Here is a 17802-nt window from a genome sequence, read left to right as displayed (position 1 = left end):
TGCGACAAAGGTGTAAAACCCCCGAATATATTCCAAATAAAATTGTGATAATTGGTGTTTTTATGTTTTGGAAGGGTGTAATTATGCAATTTGGTTTTATGGTTCAACGTTTCAAAACACATTTTTTTTAAAAAGCTAATAAATACATTCCAGCTCCAGCAAAATAACCTAATAATGCAAGTAAAGATATGCGTTTTAAATACCACAAAAAGTCTATTTTTTCCATGCCCATTACTGCAACTCCTGCCGCTGAGCCAATGATTAAGATACTACCGCCCGTTCCAGCACAATAAGCTAAAAATTCCCAAATTTTATGGTCAGCAGGGAAAGAAGTTAGGTCATACATTCCCATTGCGGCTGCCACTAACGGCACATTATCGACTATTGAAGAAGCTAAACCAATCAACAGAATGATGATATCTTGATTTCCAATGCTTTCATTCATGGTTTTAGCTAAATCTTGCAGTAATCCAGTTGATTCTAAACAACCTATGGCTAATAATATTCCTAAAAAAAACAAAATACTACTCGAATCAATACGGCTTAATGCGTAGGAAGCTGTAAAAGGTTTTCGTTCATCTTCATCTTTTTTGCTATGGAGAATTTCACCAACAACCCAAACCAATCCAAGCCCAAACATCATTCCCATATAAGGTGGCAAATGTGTAAGCGTTTTGAAAATTGGTACAAATAGCAATGTTCCAAGACCAACAAAAAACATAATATTGCGTTCTTTTGCAGTTGTTTCGAGGAAGTTTTCGTCTTCAACTGGCTGATTATTAACGGTTTGCCCTTTCATTTTGAAACTTAAATAAATGAGCGGAACAACTAGAGAAACCAAACTAGGAATAAATAATCTTGTCATTATATTGATGGCAGAAATTTGTCCACCAATCCAAAGCATTGTGGTTGTTACATCTCCAATTGGCGACCACGCACCACCAGAATTTGCTGCAATAATTACGATTCCTGCAAAAAACTTACGTTGATTACTGTCAGAAATGATTTTTCGCAATAATGAAACCATTACGATAGAAGCCGTCAGGTTATCAAGAACAGCAGAAAGGAAAAAAGCTATTAACCCAATAGTCCAAAGTAAAATAACAGTATTTTTGCTCGAAATTTGGTCAGTTATTATTTTAAAACCTTGATGAGCATCAATCAGCTCAACGATGGTCATTGCACCAAAAAGGAAAAAAAGAATCTCTGCAATTGCTGATAAATGATGTGAGAGTTGGTCGTGAATATTGGCAGATTCATGATTTTGGAAAGCATAAATTGTCCAACAAAGCGTACCCACGAGTAGGGCAGAAGCCGTTTTGTTAATTTTGATTGGATGTTCAAATGCAATGGCGGCATAGCCAAGGATGAAAATGAGTGTAATCAGCATGTGAAAAAGAGATAAAAGATTCGGAAAGGCGAATCATAGAATGAAATATATTTTGGCTATTTGCAGGACAATATTACAAAAAACACTTTATAATAATGTTTTTACTCAAGAAAAAAGCTTAACTTATTGATGCCTTTTTGTGATTTTGTTAATTAAATAATGCTTTTCAACTTCCTTTCAAATGTTCTTAATTTAGATTACTTTGGACAGTATAAAATGGTAAATTTTTTTATTAATTGTATAGGTAAAACCCGAATAATAGTTGGTTGCAGCAAAAGTTGTAGTTATCAATTTTGAGTAATTTACTAACCCAAAAAGCTACACGAATAGATACAAAAAATAGGTGAAAATGATTAAAGACAACTTTCGTAGCAAGAACAAACTATTTAAAAAGTATTTGTTAAATAACCACTTTCTGAAGATTATGAAAAAAGTCCTCTCATTTTTGAGAGGACTTTGAAACGATTTATTTCTTATTATTTATTTCTTTTAGTAGTTCTTCAACAGCGGTTTTAAGTTGTTGGTCAATTCCTTTTGCAATCCAATCAGGTTGATTTTCAACAATAATATCAGGAATTGCAGGGCCAAGTTCTTGGTTTTTATCAGTTGCTTTGGTAAACCAACCTCGGCTAGGTAATCTGACAAAAGAACCATCCATTAAACTTTTTCCTCCTGTTGAAATAACCGAACCATTGGTTGGAACGCCCACTAATTTGCCAATTCCTAAAGTTTTGTAAGCATGCGAGAAAATTTCGGCATTGGAATAACTGCCTTCGTTACAAAGTGCAATAGATGGTTTTGTCCAAGCAGCATAAACTAATCGCTCGCCAATTGGATAATATTCTTTAAACTTCAATTTATCCTTTTCTAAATCGTTGCTAGCTCCTCTCGGAATAGTGTAAGCGTGTTGTTTATAGTTCAAAATTGTCATTAAATAGTCGGTCGTTGAGCCGCCGCCGTTGTAACGAACGTCAATAATTAAGCCTTCTTTTCCATATCCTGCAGCAGTAAATTCTCTTTCAACCACTTCAAAACTTGGGAAATCCATTCCTTTAATATGGATATAACCCAAACGTCCATTTGAATATTTTTCAACTAATTTTTTACGATTTTCAACCCATTCATCATACAAATTTGTAGCAATACTTGCAGTTAGGCGAATGGCAGTTTCTCTGATTTTTCCATCAGTACTTTTTACAGTTAATAAAACTTTTTCGTTGACCAAACCATTAAGTAATTGATAAAAATTTTCGGTGTCATTGACACTTTCACCGTTTACAGCTGTAATAATATCACCTTCGTTGAGTTTACTTTTTTCTTTATCGGCAGGAGTTTCAGGCACAATATGATTAACTTTTACGCCACTATTCGTAGGTATTAACTCTGCCCCTAATAAACCCGTTGCTTCTTTCTGGGTATCAGCACGCTCAGTAACGGTTAAACCCATGTGGCTAGAGTTGAGTTCACCCAAAAGGAGGTTAAACATGTCTCTAAAATCATTGCTCGTACTTGCATTGATGCAGCGTTCTTTGTATTTGTCGTGTAGTTTTACCCAATCATTTCCATGAAATTTTGGGTCATAAAAACCATCACGAATTGTACGCCATGCTTCTTCAAAAACTTGTGTTCGCTCGCCATTATAATCAATTTTTATTTTAGAAATGAATGGTAAGTTTTCAGAATTACTGGTTTTTAAGTCAATTCGACCTAAAGAGCCTTGTTTGGCATAATATAAATATTTACCATCTTTATCCATTTGGACACTACTTAAATTTGTGCCGCCTTTGGTGATTTCTTTCAAATCTTTTCCATCCCATTTTATACTATACAAATCTCTTCCTTTAGCGTTGCTGCTTGTAGTTGTATAATAAAAGGTTTCGCCATCTTTTGAAATAACGAGGTCACTTTCATCGCCAGGGAAATTGGTTACTTGTACAATTCGTTCATGTATTTTATCAAAATCAATTTTTATTGGTTTGCTTGTTTTTTTATCACCTTTTGCAGGAGCGTTATCGGTTGCGGGTACTTCTCTTTCTTGCCAATCTTGGGTTTCTTTTTCCCAATCTTCTTTTTTTAGCCAAACAAACCAAACATCATTACTTCGACTTGCATTTCGACCAGAAATAAAGCCTAATTTTGAACCATCAGCACTCCAAAATGGGCGACTATCAGTGCGTGGGTGCATGGTTACATTGACAGCTTTGCTAGAATTATCGGCTGCTTGAATGAAAACTTCCTGATTAAAATATAAATCGCTAATAGCATAAGCTAACCATTTATTATCAGGGCTCCATGCAATACCGCTAGGAGACGTCCAAGTATCGCTTAATATTTTTTCGTTCGATAATTTTCCATCAGCACCGATGTCAGCTACTACAAAAGTTCCACGACCACGCACATAAGCAATTTTTTTACCGTCAGATGAAACCGTCAAATCTGTTTCATCACCCGCAGTGTTTGTAATTTGTAAAAGTTCATGTTTTAGAGTTTTGAAAATATTCCGTTGCGTAGTGTCGGCCGAACGAACCATAAAAATATCAAAATTCCCATTAGCTCGGTCGCTACTAAAAAGTAGCGTTGAATCGTTCAACCAAGTTGGCTCAACATCTCTAAATGGATGCTCCGATACATTAATGCTTCGATATTTTTCTTTATCAGCTTCTTTTATGAATATTTCACCACGAATAGAGTAAGCTAAAAATTTGCCATTTGGCGAAACTGCATATTCGTTTGCACCTGTAGTTAATGTTTTTTGTTCGGTTGCATCAAGGCGGTCATCAGCATTGATTTGAATGGTCAATTTTTGAGCAGAACCACCTGAAGTTTTCAGCGTATAAAGATTCATATCTTTCTCGAAAACAATTGAAGAACCATCTGCCGAAACATTGAATGCTCGAATTGACTCATCTTTGAAATTGGTTAATTTTTCTGGTTTCTCAGTAGATTTTCCATTTTCATCAATTTTTAACCGATAAATATTATATGCTCCCTCAATACTGCTTAAAAAATAAAGCATATTATTTCCACCCCATTGTGGTAAAATATCATTGGTTTCAAAACTCGGAAGTTGTTGGTACGTTTTATTTTTTGTGTCATAAATCCATAAATCACGGTCGGAGCTTCCTTTGTAATCTTGGCGAGCAACTGGATTAATATCGCCCCGAACGAAAGCTAAGAAACGCCCATTTGGAGAAAGAATTGGGTCGTGGCCTACTGCATCTAAAAACCTTGATTCAGTACCACCATTTGGACTTATCGAATAAACTTCGCTTGGACGTTCGATTTGCTTAAATTCTCTGTTAGTAGAAAACAAAATCTTATCGGTTTGTGTCCAACTTGCAATATTATCCGCTCCCGAATGAAAAGTCAATCGTTTAGGCATTCCGCCTTCGGTTGACATCACAAAAATATCGTTATTACCGAATCTTGCTCCTGAGAATGCAATTTGAGAACCATCAGGACTAAATATTGGATTACTTTCATAGGCTTCATGAATGGTCAAACGGACCGCTTTTCCACCCGAACTGGGTACTGTCCAAATATCGCCTTGAAAAGAAAATGCAACCACCGAGCCGTTTTGGTTAATGGCGGGTTGTCGTAGTAAAAGTGTATTTTGTGCTTGCAAAAAAAAGCTTGAACACAAGATAATTGCTCCAATTAAAACTATTTTTTTCATACATTGTTAGTTTGTTGATAAGCTCAAAAAGGCTTTATTTATAACTAACAAAGTTATGATTTTTACTGAAAAGATTTTAAGACCTCAATGTCTTTTACCAAGTTTTCGACATCAAGCGGTAATGTAGCGTTATAAACCCCGCGAATGTAGCCTTGTTTGTCAATCAAGAAAGCATTTTCAGTATGAAGAAATTCATTTTTTTCTTTTTGTAAACCAATCTCTTTTTCGGCAAAATATGCTTGACGAGCCAACTTATAAATCTGCTCTTTATTTCCTGTGAGCAAATGCCATTTTTGAGAATCAATTTTCCAATGATTGGCGTACTTTTTTAATTGAGCCACGCTATCTGTTGCAGGCATTACTGAATGAGAAAGAAGCATAATTTCGGCGTCATTCTTGTATGCTTTTTGAACCATAGCCAAATGTTGAGTCATGGTTGGACAAATACTCGGACAAATCGTAAAAAAGAAATTTGCCACATAAATTTTACCTTTTACTGTTTCGTTTGAAATTTCGATGCCGTCTTGGTCAATCAATTTGAAAGGAGCAATTTTATGTAATTTCAAAGTGTCTAGTTGCTCCTTTTCGTACCAATTTGGCGTAAAGTCAGCTGAATTATAGTAAGGTAAATCTTCTTTTTTTTCAGTTTTACATGCTTCAAAAAGTATTAAAAAACCGAATAAGATAAAGCTGAAAAATATTTTTTTTGAATTGGATTTAATCATTTTTTTGCTCGAAAGGTGTTATTTTCAACAACTGAAACGCAGTTTTTTACTCCAGGAAGTCCGAATCTTCGACCATTTTTTATTATATAATTAGCTTTTAAAGAACCGTCATCAAACCACATTTGTTGATACCCTTCTTCGTGACCGTTTTTATAATTAAAAACTTCGGCAAGTTTTCCGTTCGGAAACCAATCTTGCTGTAAGCCATCGTGTTCGTCATTTTTGAAATAATATAAAAATCTAGGCTTTCCATTTGGCCACCAAGCTTTATGAACGCCTTCTTTTTTGCCTTTTTCAAAATAACGTTCTTCTGATAAAGTTTTATTTTCGTACCAAACTTTGGACCATCCTTCAGCTTTACCATTCAAAAAAGAAGCTATTTTAGCGGTGCTTCCATTGGAAAAAGTAGCATATTGGAAACCAGAAAAAGGCTGATTTTGGAAAAGTAAAATACCTTGATTGTGCGAGAAATTTGCATCATTTTCTAATACTTTTCTAGCAGGAATTTGGGTGTTTTTTGGCTGATAAGTAGCAAAAAACCATAAAATACTACTTAGAAACAGTACCAGTCGTGCCATAGAAGCCATTTCCATTGATATAAGGGTCTGCGTCTGTAATGTGATAGTGATAAATACCGTCGGGATATTCAGTAGTTGCATGCGAATGTCCATGATAGCCATCTAAATCGCTATTCGTCACGGACTTACCTTTTTCAAGCGGGCCATAGACAGGAAATCCATCTAGCAAAAAGCCAAGTAGGGCATCTTTGCCTTTTTTAGTGGTTAGGTAAGTTGGTTCAATATGGTAGTGATATTGCCCTTGCTGCTGCGGATGTCCATTATATTGATCGAAACCATTTACTTCATTGGTTAAAGGAGCGTTCATGGCGGCATATTGATTAAAAAAAGGCACGCCATTCAACGAAACACCAATTGGACCGAGTGGAGTAGCACTTGATTTACTAGCTTTTACTGGGTTAATTGGAATTTTGAAAACCAAACTTTGTGAAGAAATTCGATTTGGATTCAAGGCAAATTTATTGTTTGTACCGTTATAAGCCTCATATTGCGTACCTGCCCACTGCGTATCTTTGTAATAAGGTGTTTTGTGGTCAGGCAAGCCGTTTGTTTTAATAATAGCGTAATTGCCCTCAATATAAACCTCGGATGCCCCATAAATTTTCTTGAAAATTTCGAGAGATGTGGATACATTTGAGGTATTAGTTATTGTCGAATCGTCGGCTGGTGTTGTTTCGTTTTTAGTACAAGCTATAAAAACTATTGTTAGCAAAAGGGCGACAACACTTGTAGTTTTGCCTAATTTTTTCATAAGAATTGATATTTAAAAGTGTTCATTGAAAAGGTGAAAAAGTTTTACTTGTAAAAATCAATTCATAGAATATCTCTTGGTTTTCAGTTAATAAGGGGTTAGATGTAATCTTAGAAAAAAACTTGCGGTTGCAATAAAATTATTTTTATCATTCGTTAGGTGGTGGCATATTGCTAGGTCGAGGACCATCGAATGGAGGTCTGGCATTTCTTGGCGGTGGGCCACCACTAGGGCGGTCAATTGTACGAATTAAATCCATGATTAATTCGTCAAAACGCTTTTGTTGTTGAGGCGTACACATTCGCCGAACTTGCTGAAAATGTTTAAAAGTAATCAAATCTACTTCGGCCATTTTAGTTTCAATATTTATAGCCTTGGACTTAATTGTTGAATCTGAGATATTTTCTTGAGAAAGCTCTTCGTAAAACTCAGTTTTCATTGATTTTACGGTTTCTCTCAATGCTCTAACTTGAGCAGCGTGTTGCTGACGCAGTATTCTATACGCATCGGATTGTTTTTGGTCAAATTTTAATTCATTTTCCAAAAAAAGTCTTTTCGGAGGGAAAAAACCATTGGCAGAAAAAAACATAATCCAAGCCAGTAAACCAATATTGAGTACCAAAAGTAAACCAATTGCTGCCCAAATGAATCGGTATTTATTGTTCTCTTTCATTGCTTTATAAATTTATTTCAAAACCATCAAGTCCATATTCTTTGGCAAATGAACGGGCATTTTGCTCATTTGAAATCTTTGTTTTTTGAGAATAACGCACGATAACACTGATATTTAGCACGACAATTAATGCCAAAAATGACCAAATAAATGCTGGACGTAGCATAATTTTGGGCAAAGGATTATATTTTTCTTGCATTTTTGCCTCAAGTCGAGTATAAAAAAATGCTCGAGGGCTAGCTCGTTCGATGCTCTCAATTGAAGCCAGCGTTTGATTGATTTCTTGTGTTATTTTATCCGAATTTTCCATGTTTTTATAAATCTTGATTCATGTAAAAGTCTTTCAATGATTTTCTTAAATTTGTTTTTGCCCGAAAAAGCAATGATTCTACCGATGAAAGTGAAAGCTGCATGATTTCGGTAATTTCTTGGTAACTTAAACCTTCTATGTTACAAAGCGTAAAGGCAATCTTTTGATTATCAGGCAATTGGTCAATATGTTTGAATAATAATTTTGCTCGTTCTTTGTTTTCTAATAAAATGCCAGGATGCTCAAATGTGGTGGGATGATGAATAATTTCATCATTTTCACCAAATAAACTTGTCAAAAACGCAAAGCGTTTTGAAGCCTTTCTTTTTCGATGAGCTTCAAGTGCTTTGGTAGTTGAAATTCGGTAAATCCATGTAGATAATTTTGAATCGCCTCTAAATTTTTTTACTGATTCGTAAACTTCAATAAATACTTCCTGCGAAATATCTTCAGCTTCTTCCGAATGTTGCACAATTGACAAAACCGTATTGTAAACCTTGTTTTGAAATAATTCAACAAGGCAACGAAAGGCGTTTTCAGAGCCATTTTGTAGGTCGGTGATAAGCTGTTTTTCGTCCAAACAACAAAGTTTTTGGTTTACAAATAATTAGATGCTTAATCTAAAGAAAACTTGCGGGTAATTTGTGTTTTTTTGAAAAAAAGTAAAAATAAAAAAGCCTTTCAAAACTTGAAATTCTGAAAGGCTTTAAAATATGTCTTACTGATTGCTAGTTTTTAAGGCAAATTCAATAAAAAACCAATTGTAAAGTTTGCGTCCCAGTCGAAAACAAATTGTTCGCAGCCCGTTGCATCTTTAATTGCTTTATAAATATTTACTCCTGCTTTTCCTTTAGCATCATCCATTTTATAATCTTTTGGGGCTTTCAAGATTGTATAACGCTCTTTGCCTTCACGCACTTGTTTTGCCATCGAAAAAGGAGCTCCACCGATTATGAAGCAAGTTTTGCGTTTCATACTCGGAATTCCGCTACATTTTGCTTTTACTTCATCATAAACTTTTCCATCATCATCACCATTTTGGAAATATTTTGCTCCATAAGTTTCAACTGCCGAAACTCCGCCACCATTTAACCAAGAAATTTTGGTATTTCCTGAACCAATATCCGCTACGAAAGCCTCATCTTCAAAATCTTTCGGAAGTACACATTTCAATGCTAAAGCTCCTTCTTGCTCTGCCGAAACTGTGTTGACAAAATAATTGAGTGCTTTCAAATTTTTGATGATTTTTTGAGTTACTTCGGCTTTTACAGCACCCGAACTTACTACGAAGTGAATATCTTTTCCACTTACCCCAAAATCAAGCATTTTACCGATATATTGCTTTAATCCAGCACGAATATCTTCGTCAGTTGCCATATTTTCTGTAACTAAGCTATTGCCAAAATCAGCTTTTTCTAGTTTCCAGTTTTTGCTTTTATCAATTCTAACAATGAACGAATTAAAACCACTTGCTCCTAATTCTACAACACCTTTTAATTTGCCATTGATTGGCTCAGGAGCAACGTAACTGAACGAAGAATTACCAATGGCAGTCGCCTCAGTGTCGGAAGATGATGAAGAACTCGAACTTTCATTGGAAGCAACATCATTTGCGGGGCCATTTTCGGGTGCTTTTGTATCAGAATCGACTTTTGTAGCACTTTTACTGAGCATATCTTTGCCCCAAGATGTATTTTCAAGGACATACTTTCCACCAAAAAAGATTGCTCCGAGAATGGCAAGCATGATGAGAAATCTCGCAAAGGGGGTTAATTTTGTCATTTTTTTAAAGGTTTATTTGGTAAATTATGATACTGTTGAAGCAAAAATAGATAATTAGTTTCATCTGCTCAATTATTTTTTTGAATGAGTGGTTACAGGGCTTGATGATTCCTTGTAAAATATTGATGAACCACAGAATAAATATAAATAATTGAGCGAAATGTTTTAAAAAATCATTTCTTTACTTCTTCAATAATCTTTATTTGTTCAACAATTTGTTCAGGTTTTACCAATAATTCTTTTCCTTCGGTAATTGCTTCAAATAGATTTTGGAATAATAAATCCCAGTTACCAACTTCAGTTTCGAGGTGACCTCTGAAATGTTGACCATTAATCTCAGTATTCAAAATGCCCCATTTTTCGACTGATTCTATTCCAAATCCTGTCATTCGTGGCATTAAGCCAGCTTTTAAGTGGTCTTCTTGAACATCCAAGCCATATTTCACAAATGACCCTTTTGTGCCGTGTAAAATATATCTTGGGCCTTCTTCACGTACTAAAAGACTAGATTTCAAGACAACTTTTAGTTTGCCATAATCCAGACGAATATTAAACGCATCATCAATAGTTGAACCTTCTCTTTGGATAAATGTTTCGCCAGCAACCGCTTTTGGACTACCGAAAAGAACGAGTGTTTGGTCAATGATGTGAGAGCCTAAATCATAAATAATACCACTTCCTGGGCCAGTTTCTTCTTTCCATTTTTTGGGATTTAAAATCGGTTTATGTCGGTCAAAATGAATTTCAAAACTTAGTAAATCACCTAAAAGTTTGTTTTCGACTACTTTTTTGACGGTCATAAAATCGCTATCAAATCTACGATTTTGGAAAACAGAAAGTACTTTTCCTTGTGTTTTTGCGAGTTGAATAACTTCTTCGGCTTCGGCAACGGTTGAAGTAAAAGGTTTTTCGACCAAAACATGTTTTCCTGCTAAAAGACAGCGACGAGCGAAATCGTAGTGCGTGCCATTTGGCGAAGCAATACTAACCAAATCAATTTCATCATTGGCCAAAATCTCATCAATGCTACGAGCGACTTGAACACTCGGATAAATTTCTTGCGGATTTTGTGAGGCAGAAACAATGGTTTTAAGGTTGAAATTGGGATTAGCAAGAAAAAAAGGAGCTTGTAAATATCTTCCTGAAAGTCCAAAACCGATAATAGCGACGTTGAGCATGTTGTTTAAAATTAAGATTTTAAACCGCTAAAATAGGGATTTTTTATTCCGATAACAACTCAAATTTTTTCATTTTTCGTCTTGAAATGCCAATTTTTTCTCCTGTCGAAAGGCAAGCTTGATGTCCATCATTGGTTTTTTCAAAACCCAGTAAATATTTTAGGTTTAGTAGCGTTCCACGATGAATTCTAGTAAAACCTCCTTTATTTGTAAGTTGTTGTTCATACTTTTTCATGGTGAAAGAAGTAAGAAAGTTTTGCCCGCTCTTCAAATAAAATCGGGTATAATTCTCAAAACTTTTGAGATAAACGACTTCTTCAAGAAATACACTTTTTTTACGGTGATTAAACCACAGCATTTCGGTATTAAGGCTTTTTATGTTAGTATTAGCTTTCATGGTAATTTTGGTTAAAATTATCTTGTTCCTCCACAGCCATCAATGTATGCTTTGAAATGTGTACCTGATTTTACTTTAAAACCATTAGTAAGTCTTACGTTTCCACCAGAATCATACGAAATAACACCTGTTGGAAGTACCGCCGATGATGATATACTTGAACTAGCTTCATAATGAACAGAACCAAGTGGATGGAAAAATATATTTCTGGTTGCTAAACAAGGTTTATTAAGTTTTGTTGTAAATACGCCTCTCCCAAATGTAGCTACGGCAACAGAATGGTCGGCACTACGGTATTCCAGCGACATACACCTAACGTGAGCTAATGCAGCATCTGTTGGCTCCCAGTTTGGGTTTGCGTTGGATATATTTTTGGTTGACCAAACACCAAGTTCTGTTGCTAATAGCACTTGATTTCTATCAATAGGATTGAATAAAGCTGCAAAAATAGGCATATTAGGTAATCCATGACTGGTTAAGTCTTTAGAAATCCAATTTGTACCACCATTGGTAGAATAAAAAACAGATTCCAAATCGTAATTACTTTTTATTGCAATTAATTCATTATCAGTTGCTCCAATATCTAAAGAGAATAAAGATTCTCCTTGCCAATTATAATTGTCAATAGATGGCGGATGAATGGCAGTATAAGTACTACTATTCGTAGCAGGGTTGACAACTAATTTATAGAGTTTACCATAGTTTCCTCCAACAAAAATAGTATTTGCAGCTCTTCCCGCTTTGATAAAAGATGGTTCTATATATCTTTCAACCACAAAACTATCGATGGTTATCGTTCCGCCGATACCACTAACTTTAAAAAAATGAGTTCTTTTAAAAGTAGTATCAGACTGGTAATAAGCCCAAAATACATTATTTTGAGAATCATAATCGGATGGATTTAAGAAACCATGTCCGTTTGGTTTTACTAATAAATTTGTATTGACGCCAGTTGTTGGATTGTATAAGAAATGACTACAGTTTTGGGTCGAAACAATTTGGATGGAAGGTTGGTCTTGGTCGATGTAACAATTCATTCCATCAGCTCCTGTAATATCTGTTCCATTGCTAAAAGTATTACTTTCAAGCATTTGTATCGTACCATTATCTTGGGCTCCTGCTAAAGTATAGAAATCATCGGTAATGTTTTTTATTGCCGATTTATAAAACTCAGTAACTCTAAACCCTGTATTTCGAGATGCAAATGTTAAATTATTATCAGTTGCATCACCATAGTCAGATGAATAATATACACCGCCATCATTTCCGATTAAGACTTGATTTGAGTTGACAGGAGAAAACACAACGGTATGATTATCTGGATGAACATTTCCACCATATCTCGCTACCGTCCATGTAGAACCGCCATCTGTTGTACGAGCATCGGTAGCTCCGCCCACGATAACTAAGTTTGGATTAGTTGGATGAACAGCCATGGCTAAATCGTAGTCACCTTGATTGCCACCGCCGTTGTTAGTAAACGAAAAAAAAGGGCCAGTGCTACCATTGATTTGATAAAACGGAATCGTAACATTTGTCCAGTTACTACCTGCATTCGTAGATTTTTTAAACCATAAAATATCGCTATTTGAGCTAGGGTTTCCATCGATACAAATGGCATAAATTGTCAATAGATTTCCTGCTGTTGAAGGGGCTATTGCTAATTCTATTCTTTGGCCATTTCCTGCGTAAGCGGGTGTGATATTTGTGAGAATATCGGTTTCGGAGAATTTTAAAATTTCGGAATGACCATTATTTCTTCTACAAGCATAAACGATATTGAAAGGAGCCATTTCGGCATCCTCAAAAAAACCATTAGCAATTACGTTCCAAGTATTTCCTCCATCAACAGATGTCTTTAAACCACGTGAAGTGGCTGCGTAAATTTTACCAGTACCTGAAACAACTATTTTTTGGATAAATTGAAAAGCAGTATCAAGGCTTGGAACCGTGTTGGGTAACTGAAACCATGTTGCTCCTGCATCGACTGTTTTCCATATTCCACCACCTCTTGAGGCTGGGCCACCACCTTTTCTTCTTTCTCCTGTTCCAACGTAAAAAATTTGACTATTTGCTTTAGCAATGCTTGTAACGGACAAATTTTCCCAAAAATCGTTTACTTTTTGCCAAACAGAAGCACTGTTTGTAATGTCATTATTATACCAAAGGCCACCAGAAACACTTCCAGCCCAAACTTTATTAGAAATACTAGATTCATACATAATTGTGCGGGTACGGCCACCAATATTATAAGGGCCTCTTTCACTCCAAGTAATATCAGGAACAGCCGTATTTGGTCTTGCATTCTTTTTTTCTTGCAGCAGAGCATCAACCTTTCTATTGGCGGCATCAAATGCTTTATAGGGAAATTTTCCATCAAAAGGCATCGTAATTCTTGCCTCAAATTCGGCTCTAAGTAGTTGATTATCTTGGTTTTCTTGAGCTTTTGTGTCGAAAAAAAGAAGAAATAAAGAGATGAAAATCAATATTTGTTTTTTCATAGCGATGTTAGTTTTGAGATTTAATAGATTTTAATTCTTTTTTCAAAACTTCATTTTCATCTTCTACTTTTTTCAATCTTTTATTGATTTCAATCAAATAAAGTGTTAATTCTTCAATTTTTTCCATTTGTAATTTACTCATATTTCCTAAAGCGAGAGATTTGTTTTCAATGTCTTCAGCTTTTGGAATATTTGGTAAATGCCCATTTTGTTGAATAAAATTTTCAACTTCATTCAATGGTTTCAATTTGTATGTAGGCTTAAATACATAATCTGGCCATGGAGTTGTTAAAACTTCTAATTCTGTACAGATAACTTTACCATCAACACTCATTTTGTAGCCAACAGGTGTTGCACTGCTGCCAACTTGCAATTGCTCTGATGTGGTGATTGTAACAGCCGATCCACCATTGTTTACAAAGAAATAGAGTGGATGATTTGAAAATGTACCCAACCAACCTGCATTTGAACCTAGATATGTACCCACTTGAATACCGACATTATTGGCATGTACAATACCAGGACTGTCACCAGTTGTGTTTACTTGTAATTTATAACCGGGATTTGAAGTACCAATACCCACATTCCCTAAGCCTGATATATCATTAATGATTACTTTAGAACCTGATTTTCCGCCTCTTATATATGTATCTTCAGAAGTTGAATAATTAAAATGAGAAGCCCAAGTTGTGCCAAAAAAGGCGGCTGTCCCATCAACGCCTGTACCTCTGATTACACTTAATGAGGCATTTGGGGTGCTTGTGCCAATTCCGACGTTGCCTTGATTATTGATGAAAAACTTATCGGTTGCGGTAACAATACTTCCTGCAATTCCACTAGCTGTTGAGTTGTAAATACTTATTAATCCATTAGTCGGATTCATGCTGATTCCACCTACAAAACCAGTTGAAATTGGTTTTCTGCCACCGCTGTAATAACCATTTAAACTTACTCCAGGGAAATTACTTTCTATCGAAACTCCTGAAGTATTGCTTCCAAAAATAGCATTCGCATTTCCTACAGCTTTATCAACAATCAAACCTGCGAGTGCAGGATTAGTAGAACCAATTCCAACATTTCCGCCACCAGAGATTCGCATTTTTTCAGTAAATGCTCCACTTCTTCCTATACCGAAAACTAAATTTTCAGAGGTAGTTGGCACATAAAATTGTAATACTGAACCTTGAATGCCAATGCCATAATGATTATCTGTATTGAGCGTATTGCCTCCCCAAAATGAAATTTTGTCACCCACAGAATTTGGAAATGTTAATGGATGTTTTGGAGTCATTGTTCCGATTCCCATTCTAGTATTTGTCAAATCAAAACCAAATCGCCAGTTTGCTACTGCACCCATTCCAAAGAAACCATAAGTGTCATTATCGAACATTCCAGTAAATGCACCTTCTGTATTATCAGATTTATTAAACCATAAACCAGCAGTGGCACTATTATGTCGAATTCTGGCTCGACCATTGATATCTAAAATATAGGTTGATGGAGAAGCTGTACCAATACCAACTTCACCTGTTGATAAAATAGTTACTTTCGCACTATTATTTGTTGTTAATTTTAAAGAATGTGTTGTCGTTGTACCAAACCAACCTGCACTTGCATCTAAGCTCGTAGCTAAAGTTGTTGTACCATTTGTGTGTGCTATTCCATTGATGCCATTTGGACCAAAAACGGTTAGTTGAGCAGCTGGTGAAACAGTACCAATACCTACTTTGCCATCATCTAAAATAGATAATCTTTCTAGTAAATCGGAAGTATTTAGTCCTGCGGATGTAAATAAACCTAATCGAGCGTTTGCATTCGATTGACCGATAGTTTTTAACGCACCAGTAAAAATGCCTCCAGTTTTAAAAAATAGTTCACTACTAATATTGGCTGCTAGAGTGCTTGTATTATGAAGCCTTAATTTCTCAGAATCCGTCCCTCCAACGTGTAGAACCGCTTCAGGATTAATGTTTTTTATTCCCACAAAACCATTGTTAGCAATGGTCATATTTTCTTGCAAATTAGTACTTGTCAAATTAACGCCAGTAAAAAAACCAAGTCTAGCATTGTTTGCACTCAAACCAATGGTCAAAATTTTAGCAGTATAATAAATGCTATTTTTAAAATTTAATGTACTTTTTATATCTAAGGCTGGAGAGGATTGATTAGTTAAATTGAGATGATCGTCGGTGTTAGTAAAAATATCTAATTTAGCTGCAGGATTGGCAGTTCCAATACCAACTCTACCCGAATTAGGCGAAAAAATATCATTGATACTCGAAAAACCAGTTGACCAGGCAGTCCCTTCGGCTAATCTCGACCAATTTGGAATAGCAGGAATACTACTTTTATTGACAAAAAAACCAGCTGTATTATCTGTCTGAAATACCATTAAACCCATAGATGGATTGACAATCGCCAAACGTTCATCTTGGCTCATTCTCGGAACTAAGATTCCATTAGTTGTACTTTGTACATCTAATAGCGAAGCACTACCATTTGGGGAAATTGTAATTGATTGCCCAAAAATATTAATACTTATAAATAATAATAAGAATATACTTTTTTTCATAGCTAATATTTTTTTAAATAGCGTTTTTGAGAATTAAAATGCGGTTTTATTTTTAATACAAATATTCTTAAATAATAAGGTGTTTGTCAATCGGATAAATATATGGTTTTGATAAATAATATTTTAACAAAGGTTGTATATAAAACTACCACCATCAATTACGGAAAACCGTAATGATAGCATGTAAATGTCAGTTTTTAGAAAAATAGGTGGTGTGGAAAATATCCTTTTAAAAAGAAATGAGAGAAGGAATACTAAACCAATTTATTTCGCAAAGCTTTTGTGATTGCTTCTCCTTTGGAATTGACGTGGAGTTTTTGATAAATATGCAAAATATGTTTTTCAACAGTATTAATGCTGATGCCAAAATGAAAACCGATTAGTTTATAGCATAAACCATCAACTAATCTTGTAAGAACGTTAACTTCTCAACTCGTCAATTCATCAGGATTTTACTTTGGTATTTGAAATGAATTCAAACCTTTTGAAGCAACTGATGGACTCATAGCTCCATCGCCAATATACACTTGAATGATACTTTTTATGTTTTTTAGCTGGCTTTCGAAAATTTTACTAGATTCAAAGATGGCTTCTTTGACAATATAATATAAATGTTCGATAAATTACCATTGGTAAAACCATTTTTTATAGATTTTCATCAACTTTAAAATCAAAAGCAATATTTTTTGATTCAGCCAAAGGTTGAGCATATTCTCGTAAACTTAGTAAAATTCCTTGAACAGAATCATTGATTGGACTAACTGACCAAATAATTTCATCTACCTTATTCATTACATGTTTCGAATCAAAATTTATTATATATTATACCTTATTGTTTTTTTAATTTGATTTTGCTGATTTGATAATCAACCAATAAGCAAAATACTGTTCAAAGTACTTCAGATTTCATCAAGCAAATCAGCGGCAATTCGGTTGCGTAATTTTTGGCTAAAATTACAATTTCTTGTTTCTTCTTTTAGTTTTGTTTTTTCTCCGTAATTCTTTAGTAGTTAAAATGCATTAATAATCTCATTACATTGTTTGAAATACTCAAGTGCCTTTTGTGGATTTTATCTGCTATATTCTACCACGCCTTGCATATTGGTTATTTCATAAAAACCAGTGCCATAGTCAAGCTTTGCAGATAGCGTTTTCATTTGATTAATGAATATTTGAAATGGTTTCAGTGAATCAAATGGCTTGGGTATTTGTGAATAGATAGAAAAAACAGAAAGCGAAAATAGAACAGTCAAAAGTGTTTTTTTCATG

General features: G+C 34.9%; 15 protein-coding genes and 1 pseudogene. All 16 read right to left on the bottom strand.

The genetic code is table 11. The features are described 5' to 3' along the window. Positions 1–127: 127 nt before the first annotated feature. Positions 128–1390, bottom strand: coding sequence for a sodium:proton antiporter NhaD (gene nhaD, locus MJQ71_RS18700; protein ID WP_238808459.1), 1263 nt, complete (start codon positions 1388–1390; stop codon positions 128–130). 466 nt (positions 1391–1856) lie between these two features. Beyond that, positions 1857–5066 (bottom strand): S41 family peptidase, encoded by a 3210-nt coding sequence (locus MJQ71_RS18695; RefSeq protein WP_238808458.1) that lies wholly within the window; start codon positions 5064–5066, stop codon positions 1857–1859. 62 nt (positions 5067–5128) lie between these two features. Next, positions 5129–5791 carry an SCO family protein gene (locus MJQ71_RS18690; RefSeq protein ID WP_238808457.1) on the bottom strand — a complete coding sequence of 221 codons (663 nt, stop codon included), beginning with the start codon at positions 5789–5791 and terminating at the stop codon, positions 5129–5131. Next, positions 5788–6369, bottom strand: coding sequence for a toxin-antitoxin system YwqK family antitoxin (locus MJQ71_RS18685; protein WP_238808456.1), 582 nt, complete (start codon positions 6367–6369; stop codon positions 5788–5790). The genes MJQ71_RS18690 and MJQ71_RS18685 overlap by 4 nt, the downstream gene beginning before the upstream one ends. Continuing rightward, on the bottom strand, positions 6341–7120 hold the full coding sequence (locus tag MJQ71_RS18680) for a YHYH protein (RefSeq protein ID WP_238808455.1): 780 nt from the start codon (positions 7118–7120) through the stop codon (positions 6341–6343). The genes MJQ71_RS18685 and MJQ71_RS18680 overlap by 29 nt, the downstream gene beginning before the upstream one ends. A gap of 148 nt (positions 7121–7268) precedes the next feature. Continuing rightward, positions 7269–7793, bottom strand: coding sequence for a Spy/CpxP family protein refolding chaperone (locus tag MJQ71_RS18675; protein WP_238808454.1), 525 nt, complete (start codon positions 7791–7793; stop codon positions 7269–7271). Positions 7794–7797: 4 nt separating this feature from the next. Then, entirely contained in the window at positions 7798–8103 is a 306-nt protein-coding gene (locus tag MJQ71_RS18670) for a hypothetical protein (RefSeq protein WP_238808453.1), read from the bottom strand. Positions 8104–8107: 4 nt separating this feature from the next. Then, a complete protein-coding gene (locus tag MJQ71_RS18665; protein WP_238808452.1) occupies positions 8108–8683 on the bottom strand; it encodes an RNA polymerase sigma factor in 576 nt (191 codons plus the stop codon). A 155-nt stretch (positions 8684–8838) separates the two neighbouring features. Beyond that, on the bottom strand, positions 8839–9885 hold the full coding sequence (locus MJQ71_RS18660) for an acetate and sugar kinases/Hsc70/actin family protein (protein WP_238808451.1): 1047 nt from the start codon (positions 9883–9885) through the stop codon (positions 8839–8841). Positions 9886–10058: 173 nt separating this feature from the next. Beyond that, on the bottom strand, positions 10059–11063 hold the full coding sequence (locus MJQ71_RS18655) for a Gfo/Idh/MocA family oxidoreductase (protein WP_238808450.1): 1005 nt from the start codon (positions 11061–11063) through the stop codon (positions 10059–10061). A 43-nt stretch (positions 11064–11106) separates the two neighbouring features. Beyond that, on the bottom strand, positions 11107–11460 hold the full coding sequence (locus MJQ71_RS18650) for a LytR/AlgR family response regulator transcription factor (RefSeq protein ID WP_238808449.1): 354 nt from the start codon (positions 11458–11460) through the stop codon (positions 11107–11109). Positions 11461–11477: 17 nt separating this feature from the next. Beyond that, the gene (locus MJQ71_RS18645; RefSeq protein ID WP_238808448.1) at positions 11478–13961 is read right to left on the bottom strand and encodes a WD40/YVTN/BNR-like repeat-containing protein; all 2484 of its coding nucleotides are present in this window, start codon (positions 13959–13961) and stop codon (positions 11478–11480) included. Positions 13962–13968: 7 nt separating this feature from the next. Beyond that, positions 13969–16533: a phage tail-like protein gene (locus MJQ71_RS18640; RefSeq protein WP_238808447.1), complete on the bottom strand. Its 2565-nt coding sequence runs from the start codon at positions 16531–16533 to the stop codon at positions 13969–13971. 254 nt (positions 16534–16787) lie between these two features. Beyond that, a pseudogene (locus MJQ71_RS20980) lies at positions 16788–16949 on the bottom strand (response regulator transcription factor); the annotation flags it as partial. Positions 16950–17178: 229 nt separating this feature from the next. Further along, positions 17179–17325 (bottom strand): hypothetical protein, encoded by a 147-nt coding sequence (locus MJQ71_RS18635; RefSeq protein ID WP_238808446.1) that lies wholly within the window; start codon positions 17323–17325, stop codon positions 17179–17181. A 278-nt stretch (positions 17326–17603) separates the two neighbouring features. Further along, complete coding sequence (locus tag MJQ71_RS18630; protein WP_238808445.1) at positions 17604–17801, bottom strand: hypothetical protein; 198 nt, start codon at positions 17799–17801, stop codon at positions 17604–17606. Position 17802: the final 1 nt, after the last annotated feature.

The organism is Emticicia aquatica, from assembly GCF_923079645.1.
GTDB lineage: Bacteria > Bacteroidota > Bacteroidia > Cytophagales > Spirosomataceae > Emticicia > Emticicia aquatica.
Note: the sequence above shows the minus strand (reverse complement) of the source record. Positions and strands in the feature narration are given on the sequence as shown.